Origin of the sequence: Streptomyces sp. NPDC001270 (assembly GCF_042896695.1) — a bacterium.
GTDB lineage: Bacteria > Actinomycetota > Actinomycetes > Streptomycetales > Streptomycetaceae > Streptomyces.
The window spans coordinates 109,231-121,411 of sequence record NZ_JBIAXM010000026.1; the positions used below are offsets into that span (position 1 = coordinate 109,231).

The 12,181-nt window shown below is 73.4% G+C and carries 8 protein-coding genes; 4 read left to right on the forward strand and 4 right to left on the reverse strand.

The window, feature by feature from the left end; translation table 11 throughout:
* Window positions 1-46: 46 nt before the first annotated feature.
* On the reverse strand, window positions 47-2,902 hold the full coding sequence (locus tag ACFY2B_RS33715; protein ID WP_390766871.1) for a phosphatidylinositol-specific phospholipase C domain-containing protein: 2,856 nt from the start codon (window positions 2,900-2,902) through the stop codon (window positions 47-49).
* Window positions 2,903-3,188: 286 nt separating this feature from the next.
* Between ACFY2B_RS33715 and ACFY2B_RS33720 the strand changes: the two genes are divergently transcribed.
* Together ACFY2B_RS33720 and ACFY2B_RS33725 are read left to right on the forward strand one after the other, a co-directional pair.
* Window positions 3,189-4,553, forward strand: a complete 1,365-nt coding sequence (locus ACFY2B_RS33720) for an MFS transporter (RefSeq protein WP_390766872.1) — start codon at window positions 3,189-3,191, stop codon at window positions 4,551-4,553.
* Window positions 4,554-4,754: 201 nt separating this feature from the next.
* Window positions 4,755-5,969, forward strand: a complete 1,215-nt coding sequence (locus ACFY2B_RS33725) for a pyridoxal-phosphate dependent enzyme (RefSeq protein WP_390766873.1) — start codon at window positions 4,755-4,757, stop codon at window positions 5,967-5,969.
* 126 nt (window positions 5,970-6,095) lie between these two features.
* Here the strand turns inward: ACFY2B_RS33725 and ACFY2B_RS33730 are convergent, their stop codons facing one another.
* The gene (locus ACFY2B_RS33730) at window positions 6,096-6,767 is read right to left on the reverse strand and encodes a ScbR family autoregulator-binding transcription factor (RefSeq protein WP_390766874.1); all 672 of its coding nucleotides are present in this window, start codon (window positions 6,765-6,767) and stop codon (window positions 6,096-6,098) included.
* A 557-nt stretch (window positions 6,768-7,324) separates the two neighbouring features.
* On the opposite strand from ACFY2B_RS33730, the gene ACFY2B_RS33735 reads away from it, so the two are divergent.
* Window positions 7,325-9,199, forward strand: a complete 1,875-nt coding sequence (locus ACFY2B_RS33735; RefSeq protein ID WP_390766875.1) for a CocE/NonD family hydrolase — start codon at window positions 7,325-7,327, stop codon at window positions 9,197-9,199.
* A 151-nt stretch (window positions 9,200-9,350) separates the two neighbouring features.
* On the opposite strand, the gene ACFY2B_RS33740 is transcribed toward ACFY2B_RS33735, so the two are convergent.
* Together ACFY2B_RS33740 and ACFY2B_RS33745 are read right to left on the reverse strand one after the other, a co-directional pair.
* Window positions 9,351-10,202, reverse strand: a complete 852-nt coding sequence (locus tag ACFY2B_RS33740; protein ID WP_390766876.1) for a maleylpyruvate isomerase family mycothiol-dependent enzyme — start codon at window positions 10,200-10,202, stop codon at window positions 9,351-9,353.
* A gap of 276 nt (window positions 10,203-10,478) precedes the next feature.
* Window positions 10,479-10,895 carry a MarR family transcriptional regulator gene (locus ACFY2B_RS33745; protein ID WP_390766886.1) on the reverse strand — a complete coding sequence of 139 codons (417 nt, stop codon included), beginning with the start codon at window positions 10,893-10,895 and terminating at the stop codon, window positions 10,479-10,481.
* 274 nt (window positions 10,896-11,169) lie between these two features.
* Between ACFY2B_RS33745 and ACFY2B_RS33750 the strand changes: the two genes are divergently transcribed.
* Window positions 11,170-12,090, forward strand: coding sequence for a nitroreductase/quinone reductase family protein (locus ACFY2B_RS33750; protein ID WP_390766877.1), 921 nt, complete (start codon window positions 11,170-11,172; stop codon window positions 12,088-12,090).
* Window positions 12,091-12,181: the final 91 nt, after the last annotated feature.

The window sequence follows — 12,181 nt, forward strand, 5'->3', positions numbered from 1 at the left end:
TACCCGCCGACGGTCGAGTCCCCCGCGGACGCGCCGCCCGGGACGGTCAGCTGCCGGCCGGCCTCGGCGCCACCACGCAGGCGGACTTGCCCGATTCCAGTGCCCCGTTGACGGCGGTCACGCAGAACTCGTAGTTCCACACCCCCGGGTACAGGTACGCGATCCCGTGGCTCGTCCCCTGGACGATCCATTCGTCGGCCGTGGACTGGCCGCCGTCGTTGATGTTGCGGACCCAGACCCGGTATCCGGCCGCCTGGGCGGAGCCGGTCCAGTTCAGCTGGACGGTCGTCGCGTCGGTGGACGTCACCTTGAGGCCGGTCGGCGCCGACGGGGTGCCCGCGCCGACGACGACGGGCCGGCCGGTGGCGGGGAAGCCACCGCCGGCCGCGTTCCAGGTGGCCACGGCGACCACGTAGCGGTGGCCGGGCTTCAGGCCGTCCACGTGGACGGCCTTGTCACGGGTCCCGACGCCGCTGACGAACGCGCCCGGGGTGTCGAGGTCGTAGGTGAGGGCCTCGTAGCGGTCGATGGTGTCGGTGTAGGGGCCGGTCGGGGTGCCCCAGGCGATGTCGACGCCGGTCGCGGTGGAACGGATGACGACGCCGACGGGACCGGCCGCGGTCTTCGGGTGGGCCGTGGCGCTGACGGTGTCCGACCAGGCCGGCTCGGCCCCGTCCCCGTTGTCGCTGCGGACCTGGTACTCCCAGGTCTGGCCCTCGGTTATCCAGGTGGCGTCGTAGCGGTTGGCGGAGACGCGCAGTTCGTCACCCCAGTCGGCGGCGCCGGCCAGGCGGGAGCGGACGTGGTAGCCGAAGGCACCGTAGACCGGCTCCCAGGTGACGACGATGCCGCTGTCCGCCGAGGTCGCCCTGACGCCGGCCGGGGTCGAGGTCGGGCGGGCCGGGCCGGTTCCGGGGACGGCGGGGACGCCGGTGCCCAAGTGGTACTCGTCGTGCAGGGTGGTCTCGAAGGCGTGGGCGATCTGGTACTCGCCCAGGGAGTTGGGGTGCAGCCCGTCGTAGGCGGCGGGGCAGCCGGCGGGTGCGCAGTCGTAGGCGCCGTGCCAGTCGACGAGTCTCACCGGGGAGGTGGCCGTGTCCCACTCCGGGACGGCTTTGGCGAGCAGCCCGTTGTAGGTGTTGGTGTTGGCGATCAGGTCGTCGCGGCCCCCGATCTTCGTCCGCTGCGGGACATTCGCCAGGGCGAACTTGAGGTCGGGCTTGGCGGCGCGGGCCTCGTCGACCAGTGACTTCATGCTGGCCAGGGTGCCCGGGGCGTCGCTGACGAACCAGCCCATGTCGTTGAAGCCCAGGCCGACGAGCAGCAGATCCGGCCGGTACTTCTCGACCTGTGCCCTGATCAGGCTCATGTCCTGGGCGGCCTGTCGGCCCCAGACCGCGAAGTGGTCGCTGTCGAAGTCCGCCGCGTCCTTGGCGTAGCCGCCCGACGTCCTGGGCGGGGCCGGGGCGGGCTCCGGCTCGCCCTGGAGCCGGGCCGGCGTGGGGGCGGCCGGGGCGTCGGGGGTCATCGTGCCGTCGTAGGGGCCGACGAAGTCGACCGCCAGGTGCTGCTCGCGGAACCACTGCCACAGGCGGTAGCGCCAGGTGTAGTCGCCTTCGTGCCCCTGGGTCATGGAGTCGCCGACGACCATCACCTTGAGGTTGCCGCCGGTCGGGTTGTGGCCGACGATCTCGTCGACGAGCCCGCCGCCGGGGAAGTCCATCATGACGATCCCGGTGCGTTCCATCGAGGTCCGGCCGCCGAAGTTGTCGGCCCGGCCCGAGTAGAACTCGGGGCATCGGTCGTCGGTGCCGTGCAGGCACTGGATGAGGAACTCGTTGACGCCGGTGGCGGTCGGAGTGCCGCCCGCGACGGTGTAGGGGTGCGCGCCGGCCGAAGTGCCGCTGGTGTAGTTCATGTACAGCGCGTCGGGCTGGTAGGGGTACTCCTTCTCACCGGCGCGGGTCGTGTCCCACACCCCGTTGGTACGGCGCAGATGGGCGCGGACCTTCTCCCACTTGTCGTCGATGTCGGAGATGGACCCCACCTCGTACGCGTCCTGGACGTACTCGTCGTAGGATCCGCCCGCCGGATAGAGCTGCCCCAGGCCGTAGCCGCCGTAGATGCCACCGCCGGTGCCGCGGAGGCCGAGCAGGACGATCTTGCCGCGCACCTCGCCGAGGGTGGGGGTGCCCGCCTGGTCGCGGCCGGTCACCGAGGGAGCCCAGAACAGGTCCTTCCAGGCGGTCGCGGGCTTCGACCGGTCGCCGTCTCCGGTGTAGGCGACGCCCTGGAGATAGGAGTCGAAGATCTTCTTGCGCCACTCGTCGGTGGCGCAGCCGTCGGCGTCCTCGCAGGAGAGGGACTCGCCGGTGCACTCGGCCTTCAGGTTCAGCAGGACCGTCTCGCCCGGGTTGGCGTCGAGGAAGTCCCGGATTCTCGTCAGTACGTCCGTGAAGTTGGCCCACTGGTAGTAGACGCCGTGATGGATCGTGAACTGGAGCCCGGAGTCGTCCTTGTTGACCCTGACCCGGATGTCGAGGGAGCGGATCCCCGCGTTCAGCTGGGTGGTCAGGGTCTCGGCGCTGAAGCCGTGGAACTCCTGCGTCTTGGTGATGCTGGTGGTGACGGCCTCGCAGTTGCCCTCGCCCGCCGGGTCGTCGGCCTGCCCGCACAGGGCGAGGCTGTCGTGGGTCCCGGGGACCGAGAGCCAGGCGAGGCTGGTGGCGTCCGGGACGCCGGACATCCAGGTGCGGTTGGCCGGGGAGGCACTCTCGATGGAGTTGTAGTAGTCGTTCGCCCGGGCGGTGCCGCCGGCGACGACGAGCAGGGCCGCCGCCAGGGCGAGGGCCAGGACGGCGCCGAGCAGGGTGCGTCTGGCCTGGGGTGTGGGTGGAGCCATGACCGACATCGTTGTCCTTCACTCGCTGGGGGCGGGAGAACGTTGCTGTCCGGGGTGTGTGACCCCGCTGTGCGTCCCGCGGTTGCGCGAGAGCGGTCACAGCCGCGTATCGGCGGGGCGGCCGGCCACGGATCCGCGGGCTCGGACCACACGTCGCGCAGGTGGCCGGAGCCGGACCCTCCGGCGGTCGGGGGAGCCGCCCTGCCCGCGGCCGGCCGCCGGCCGCGCCGCCGGTACGCTCCACCTGGTGACGGGGCGGGCCAGGGGAAAGGGAACGGGCGGCGGCATGACGGATACGGGGGAAGGGGCCGGGCAGAGCGCCGGGCGGGGGACGGGACTGCTGTGGGCGCCGCTGGCGCACCGGTCCTTCCGCAGCCTGGCGGCCGGCCGGCTGCTGGTGTACTTCGCCAATGCGATGGCCCCGGTCGCCCTGGCCTTCGCCGTGCTGGACACGACCGGCTCGACGACCGACCTGGGTCTGGTGGTCGGTGCGCGTTCGCTGGCCAACGTGGCGCTGCTGCTGGTCGGCGGGGTGGTCGCCGACCGGGTGCGGCGCACGCTGGTGCTACAGGGCTCGGCACTCGCCGCGGCCGGGGTGCAGGCGGCCATCGCCGCGAGCGTGCTGGTGTCGGCGACGTCGATCCCGTTGCTGATGCTGCTCAGCGTCCTCAACGGCGCCCTGGCCGCCCTGTCGTTGCCGGCGTCCGTGGCGCTGACCCCGCAGACGGTGCCGCCGGAGCTGATCCGCCCGGCCAACGCCGTACTGCGGATGGGCACCAATCTGGGTGCGATCGCGGGCGCGTCCCTGGCGGGCGTGGTGGCGGCCGTCCTCGGGCCCGGCTGGGGCCTGGCGTGCAACGCGGTGGCGTTCTGCGGTGCGGCGGTGTGCTTCCTGGGCGTGCGGGTGCCCCGGGCGGCCGGGAAGTCCGCACCGGGCGAGCGGGTCCGTCCGCTGCGGGAGCTGCGCGAGGGCTGGCGGGAGTTCACCGCCCGCCGCTGGGTGTGGCTCGTGGTCCTCCAGTTCATGGTGGTCAACGCGGTCGTCGCGGGCGGCGTGCAGGTACTCGGCCCGGACATCGCCGACGACACGTTCGGCCGCGGCCTGTGGGGCGCGGTCCTGGCCGCCCAGATGGCCGGAGCCCTGGCCGGCGGGGTCCTCGCGGCCCGCTCCCGGGTCCGCCGCGCGCTGCTGCTGGGCGTGGCGCTGACGGCGGTGGAGGCGGTGCCGCTGGTGGTCCTGGCCCAGGCGCCCTACGCCCTGCTGGTGGGCATCGCCATGTTCGCGGGCGGGCTGGCCCTGGAACAGTTCGCGGTCGCCTGGGACGTCTCGCTCCAGGAGAACGTCCCGCACGACCGGCTGGCCCGCGTGTACGCCTACGACGCGCTGGGCTCCTTCGTGGCGCTCCCGCTCGGCGAGATGGCCGCGGGCCCGCTGGCCCGGCGCCTGGGCACCGGGCCCACGCTTATCGGCGGGGCCGCCCTGGTGGCCGTCGTCACGGCGGCGGCCCTGTGCAGCCGTCAGATCCGCACCCTGACGACGGGTCGTGCCCCGGCGGCTGCCGGCGGACCGCGAGCGGCCGGGACAGCCGGCATACCCGGGGCTCCGGAAGCGGGCGAGACGCCGCGGATGGCCGAGGCGACGTCGCGGTGACGGCCGTACCGGCCGGGACGTCACCGGTGCGGGTCGCCTTCGCACGCGGGCGTCCGGTGGCGTGGCAGGCGGTGTTCGCCCTCGGGGAGCGCCGTCACGGGGTTCCGGGTCCCCGGCCCGGAACGCCCCGGTGAGCGAACCGGGCGTTGCAACGGGGCGAACGTCACCTGTCGGCACCTGTCGGCACATTAGGGTTGATCCGTGACGGCAGGAAACTCCCTGGCAACCAGGCAACGGTCCCTCGGCGACCCGGACATCCGCTACCCGCTGTGGCCCCCGCGGACCCACGGCTGCCCCCGTACCAGCACGAGCCGCGTCTCCTACCCCGTCGAGGTCGACTACGACTACGAACGGGTGCCGGCCGCCCTCTTCTCCCCCAACCGCACCGCGCGTCGCGCCGAAGGGCTTGACCGGTGGGCGCCCCTGCTCCCGCCGCTCTCCGCGCCGGGCCTGGGCGAGGGCGGCACCCCGCTGATCGAGTTCGAGCCCGGGGTCTACCTCAAGGACGAGTCGCGCAACCCCACTTGGAGCCACAAGGACCGGCTGAACCGCTGCACCACGAGCGCCGCGCTGGGCGTCGGGGCGCCGGGCATCGTGGTGGCGTCCTCCGGCAACCACGGGGCGTCCGCGGCCGCTTTCGCCGCCCGGGCGGGCCTGCGGTGCGTCGTGTTCACCGGTCTCGATCTGCCACCGGCCGTGGACACGTTCCTGAACGCCTACGGCGCGGTGGTGCTGCCGGTGCCGAGGGCGGCACGCTGGCCGCTGATGCGGCAGGTCGTCGACCGCATGGGCCTGCACCCGGTCAGCAACCTCACCGCCACACACACCGGACATCCCTTCGGGCCCGAGGGGTACAAGACCATCGCCTACGAGATCTTCCAGGATCTCGGGGTGCCCGCGGCCGTGTTCGTGCCCACCGGTTACGGCGAGCTCCTCTTCGGCGTGTGGAAGGGCTTCGCCGAGCTGCGCCGGCTCGGTCTGACGGACCGGCTGCCGCGCGTCTTCGCCTGCGAGCCGGCCGCCGCCGCGCCGCTCGCGGAGGCGATGCGGCAGGGCGTCGCCGCGGCCCGGGTCGAGGTGTCCCCGACGGCGGCGTACTCGATCGTCTCCGTGGTCAGCGGTTATCGCGGTGTGCTCGCCGTCCGGGACAGCGGTGGCCGGGCGCTGGCCCTCGACGACGGCCGGCTCGAAGCGGCCCAGGCGGAGCTGGCCCGGGCCGGCCTGTGGACGGAACTCTCCGGCGCCGCCGGACTCGCGGGGCTGCGCAGTGCGGGCGACGTCGGCTCACCGGTGGTCTGTGTCTCGACCTCCAGCGGGTTCAAGGACACGGCCGTCGGCTCCCGGACCACCGAGGCGGTCGAGCCGCAGTGGGAGGGGGTGTACCGCAGGCTGCGGGCCGCGGGCCTGCGCGGCTGACGGCCCTCGGCCGGCCGACGAACAGCACGCGGGGTTCGTCCGGACCGCCGGATCACCGCTGCCGCGCGGGTGCGCGCGGCAGCGGTGGAGGTGGTGCGGATGCGGGTGCGGCGGGCGCGGTGCCGGTCAGGCGTCCGTCGCCACCAGTGCGGCCTCGCCGGCGCGCTGTGCCTCGGCCTCGTGGACGACGCGGGCGCCCCGGTCCGGTTCGGTGTCCAGCCTGACCAGCGCGGCAGGCGTGGCGATGGCCGGCAGTACGTGGTTGTACAGGACGGAGACCCGCTCGCTGAGGTCGTTCCAGCGGGAACTCACCTCGGAGTACGCCTGTGTGCCCAGCCAGGCCCCGAAGAAGCACTCGGCGGTCTGTCCGGGCTCCACGTGCGGCAGCACCTCGCCCCGTTCCCTGGCCTCGGTGAGCAGGGCGGTCGACATCTCGATCCAGGCCGGCCAGGCGCTGCCGAACCGGGTGCTGCCCTGGAGGCCGCCGGAGAGGCGGATGCCGGCCAGCAGGATCGCGTCCCGGGGCACCCGGTGGGCCAGCGTCATCCCGTAGTCCACCCACTCCTGGAGCTTCAGCTCGCGGGGCACCCGGTAGTCGCTGGTGACCTGCGCCTTGATCACGCCGCGCGCCAGGGCTTCCTTGGAGTCGAAGTGGAAGTACAGGGCGCCCTTGGTGACCCCGGCCCGCTCCAGGATCTCCGCGATGGTCGCCGCCGCGTAGCCGCGCTCGGCGAAGACCGAGGCCGCGGCCTCGACAACAGCACGGCGGGTCCGTACCGCACGCTCCTGCCGTGCCACAGGACCCCTCCTTTGGTGAAAACCAAACCGAATGTGACGCACCTTACCCCAATCCGCTGCTCCCTCCCGGCCGTGCCCCGGGCGGTGGCCCCGGAGCCGAAGCCCCTGGTGCGGAGGTCCTTCGGACGCCGGCGAGGCCGCGGCCGCCGGCGCCCTGAGCGGCGTCTCGCGGCCGCCGGGAGGAACCGGCGGCGGGCCGGCCGAGTGGGGGGCGCCTGGCCGCGAGGGCGGGGGCGGTGACGGCCACCCGGCGCCACGGTGCCGGCGCCGCGGCCCGGCCCGGCCAGCGGCCGACTCGGTCCGGTGTACGGGGTGTTGGCGCGGACCCGGCACCAGACCCAGCAGCCGGGGGGCGGTAACACGCCGGACACACCGCGGCATTGACGCGTATCCGTCATGATCATAGGCTTCCCGGCCATCGCCTCCGGTCCCGCACCCGCGCCTCAGGTCGTCGCGCGGGGGCCGCCGGTCGCGGCCCCGTGCCCCGTGGGACGGGGCCCCTCGCTCGACCCGTACCACCACCTGCACCACCCGTAGTCAGCACTCCGGAGGAGCATGTGAAGAGACGTCGTGCGGCCACCTGGGCCGCCACCTTCGCCACCACCCTCGCGTTGACCGCCACGCTCACCCACACCGCCACCGCGGCACCCGCGACCGCGGCGCAGAGCCGGACGGTTCAGCCGGCCGCCGCGACCGGCCCCGTCACCCACGCGGAGAACGACCGCGTCCCGGAAGGCTCGGTCTGGACACAGGAGTACTTCCCGTCCTCGGACCGCTCCGGCACCGAACTGCACGCCGATGTCCTGCTGCCCGAGGGGCTGGCCGAGGGCGCGAAGGTGCCCGTCATCCTGTCGGTCGGTCCGTACTTCGCGCACACCGGGCAGACCGGCCCCGAGGGCTGGACGCACACCGGCCCCTCCGCCCGGTTCCAGGACTTCGTCGAGGGCTCCGGCCTGTTCGCGCACGGCTATGCCTTCGTCATGGTCGACCTGCGCGGTTTCGGCGGGTCCACCGGCTGCCTCGACTGGGGCGGCCCCGGCGAACAGGCCGACGTCAAGGCGGCCGTCGACTGGGCGGCGCGCCAGCCGTGGTCCACCGGCGCGGTGGGCATGTACGGCAAGTCCTACGACGCCGTCACGGGCCTCATCGGCAACGACCTGGACCAGAAGGCGCTCAGGGCCGTCGTCGCCCAGGAGCCCGTGTGGGACATGTACCAGTACATCTACTCGAACGGCGTGCCCCGCCCGAACGTCACCGGCACCGCGGACGCCTACAACTCCATCGCCACGCTCGCCCCGCTGGCCGACGACGACCCGCGGTACCAGGCCAACGCCCGGTGGGAGGACACCCATCCGGAGTGCCTGACGGAGAACTCGGCCGGGTACCGGATCGCCGACCAGCAGGACGCGCACTGGACCTCCCGTGACCTGGCGAAGATGGCCAAGGGCACCGACACCCCGTTGTTCGTCACCCAGGGCTTTGTCGAGAACAACACCAAGCCCGAGGAGATGCAGGAGTACCTGGACAACCACAAGGGCCCGGAGCGCGGTTGGCTCGGCCAGTGGGACCACGTGCGCGGCGGCGACCGCGTCGGTGACGGGCGTCTGGCCATGGGCCGCGAGGGCTGGTACGACGAGACGCTGTCCTTCTACGACCAGTACCTCAAGGGCGTCAAGCCGACGGTCCGCTACCCGTCCTACGCCGTCGAGGACTCCACCGGCGCCTGGCGCGGCCAGCGGACCTGGCCGGTGGTGGAGCGGTCCGCCACGCTGCCGCTCGGCGGCGGCTCGTACGTCGACGACGGGGGCGCCTCCGCCCGCGCGGCCCTCGCCGCGGCCGGCGAGCCGGTGCCCGAGGCGCTTCGGCAGCCGTCCGGCGACTGGGACATGGAGCACGCGCCCGCGATCGAACAGGCCGCGCCCGAGGGCCTGACCGGCAACGCGGCACGGCTTCAGGCGTCCGGGCAGGTCACGTCGAGCTTCTTCGTGTGGTCCGAGCCGGTCCGGAAGGCCGTGCGGGTCACCGGCACCCCGCAGGTCTCGCTGACCGCCAAGGGCGCGGGCAACATCATGCTCAAGCTCTACGACGTCGCCCCGGACGGCACGGCCGTCATGTTCGACGAGCAGGTCTCGCTGCTGGACTCGGGCCGGCTGACCGTCGACCTCAAGGCGACCGACTGGACCCTGACGGCCGGACACGTGCTGGCCGTGGAGATCGGCTCCATCCAGACCGGTTCGTGGCGGGACACCCCTTCGGGCGAGACGATCTCGGTCAAGGGGGCGCGGTTGAAGCTGCCCCTGGACGATCCGGCCGACGACATCGCCACCGGCGGTGCCCGTTCCCCGTACCTGGACACCTACCTGCGCCAGTACACGGTGGAACTGCCCGCCGGGCGCCCGACGTTCACGGTGCCGACCGGCGGCCATCGCTGACCCGAGGGTGTCCGTGCGCGGGCGGCGGCATCGGCGCGGCGGCCATGGCCCGGACAGGACCGGGCGCGGCGAGCGGTCCGGCGCCGGGGCCCGGCCGGACCGGCGCCCCGTCGGCGAACGGTGCCCTCGGGCGGGGCAGGTCCCGCTCGGGTCAGTGGACGACGGACACGATCCGGCACACGGCCTCGGCGAGCCGGTGTTCCCCGGCGATCCGTGCGCGGGACAGGGCGGTGGCGGGTTCGATGCCGCGGGTGCACAGCAGCCAGGCGGTCTCCGTGTCCATCGACACCGACGCGGCCGGCCGGCCGCCGGGCGGTTCGGCCAGCGACCAGTGGTCCGGGGCCGAGGTGGCGGACCACCGGCCGCCGGCCGGTCCCGCGACGACCACGTGGACCTGGGTTCCGACGGGTGCCGCCGTATGGCGCAGCGTGTGCGGCAGGGCCCGCATGAACGTGTCCAGGACCGTGGACAGGGCGCGTGGTTCGGGGTCGGTGCCGCGGCCGAGCGCCCGGCGAATCTGCTGCCGGTGGGTCCAGAACTCGGTGAACTCCCGGGCGATGTCCAGCCAGGCCGGCGCCGGATCCGCGCCCGCCCATGACACGCCCAGGGCGGGCGCTTCGAGGTCGGCCGCGGCGAATCGACCGGCCACCCGGGTCCCGGCGTCCTCCAGGGCGGCGACGAGCCGGACGGGGCTGTCGTCGGCGCGGCGGTCGACCCATTCCTGGTTGGTGCGGTGGATGAACGCCTCAAGTGTTTCTCCGGGCCGGAAGATCCGTCTGTATCCGTCGGGTGCGGCGCCGAGGCGGCCGTAGCAGTCGCCGAGGACGTGGGCGGCGAGGTCGTGCACGGTCCAGCCCGGGACGGCGGTCCTGTTCCAGTCGGCCGGCCGCAGGCCCCGCACGGTGTCGAGGAGCGCCGTCAGCTCCGGGCCGAACAGGGGCCGGGCGTCGATCGGATCGCCCAGTCGGCCGGTGCCGGGCGGGTTGTGGTGCTCGGGACTCATGCCGGAAGCGTTGCAGCCGTGAGCGCCGGGCCGCCACCGGATTGCCGCCGCCGGAACACGACGTGCCGCGGCGACGGGACTCGGGCACCGGAGGGCGGCTGGTGCGGCGGTCCCGGGCGCACACCCGCGCCGACGTCCACGGATCCGCATGCGCACGGGTCGGGCCGGCCGACCAGGGGATCGGCTCTCGGACCGCCCGCCGGCCGTCACAGCTAGGCCGGTGCCGTACGTGGCGCGGTTCACGAGGAGGCGGGCCGCCCACTGCTCCCCCGGCGCTCACTCCGCCTCCGGCGCCCGTCCCTCCCCGAGTGCCCGCTCGTACGCCGACAACGTGTCGATGAACATCCGTCGCTGGGCCGCCGTCAGCGGTGCCAGTGCCTTGCGCCAGGCGCCGGCGCCCTGGCCGAGCCACGCGTCGATGGCTTCCCGGTGCGCGTCGGCAAGGCTGACGATCTTGCGCCGCCGGTCCGTCTCGTCCTCGCGCCGCTCCAGGACGCCCTTCTGGCTCAGCTCGCTGACCAGCAGGCTCACCGTCGTCGGCGCGACCTCCAGCTGGGCAGCCAGCTCGTTGATGCTCATCGGACCGTCGAACAGCAGATATGCCAGCAGGGACAGATGCCGCGGGGCCAGCGCCATCGACTGCAGTTCCACCGGCGCCGGGATCCGCTTCGCCCGGCCGACCATGCGCGGCATGAGCAGGAGCAGCGCCCGGATCGCCTCGTCGACGCCCGGCCCGGAGTCACTCCGGCCGGAACCGTCCGGACCGGATCCGGCCCGTTCGGAGCCACCGCGTGCGGAGCCGACCCGTCCAGGACCGTCCGGTCCGCGGTCGTCGTGCCCGGGGTCGTCATGCCCGCGGGAGTCGATTGACACGCCCCACACCTCCAGATAGCTTTGCAAACAAAGATGCTTTGTTTTCAACGCAAATGCGTTCGCACCCGCCGATGCTAGTGGAAGGATCTTCCGCATGCCGGAACGGCACACCTCAACGGCCGCGTTCAACCAGCAGGTCATCGACGAGTTCCGGGCGAACGGCGGCCGGGTCGGCGGCACGTTCGCCGGGGCGCCCCTGCTGCTGCTCACGACCACCGGCGCCCGCACCGGCCGTCCCCGCACCACTCCGGTGGTCCATGCCCGGGACGGCGACCGCCTGCTCGTCTTCGGCTCCAACGGCGGCGGTCCCCGCCACCCCGCCTGGTACCGCAACCTGCTCGCCGACCGCCGCGTCACCGTGGAGGTCGGCACCGGGGACGGCGCCGTCGAGCGGTACGCGGCCGTGGCCGGCGTACTCCATGGCACGGAGCGTGACCGGCGGTTCCGGGACCAGTGCCGGCGCGACCCGGCCTTCGCCGCCTACGCGACGGCCACCTCCCGGCTCATTCCCGTCATCGCCCTGACCCGGGCTTCCGAGGCCGCGGTACCGGGGAGCGTGTCCGCCGAACGCGCCCGCGCCCTCGGGGAGTTCCTGGTGCGGGTCCACGGCGAGCTGCGCCGGCACCTCGCCGCGCTGCTCGACGAGATCGACACCCATCGGGCCTCTCCCACCGACCTGCCGGCCCCGGCCCTCGGCAGACAACTGGCCACCCACTGCCTGACCGTGTGCGGTGCGCTGCACGAGCATCACACCAACGAGGACGGCGTGTTCAGCGGCTTCGAGCGCCAATGGCCCGAACTGGCCCCGGTGATCGCACGGCTGCGGGCCGAGCACCGCAGCGTGGCCACGCGCCTCACCGGCGTCGAAGCCCTCGCCGACCGCCTGGCGGACGCACCGTCCGGCACGGAGACCGAGCTGCTGCGCGCCGAACTCGCCCGGTTGACGGATGAGTTGGAAGCACACTTCCGGCACGAGGAGGAGCAGTTGCTGCCCGTGCTGCTCGCGAAAAGCTAGTAGTGCTTGGTCAGGTTGGTGGGACGGGTATGTCGCGGTGGCAGGTGGGGCAGGCGCCGGTCCAGGTCGCGAGAAGTGCCTGAAGCTCGCG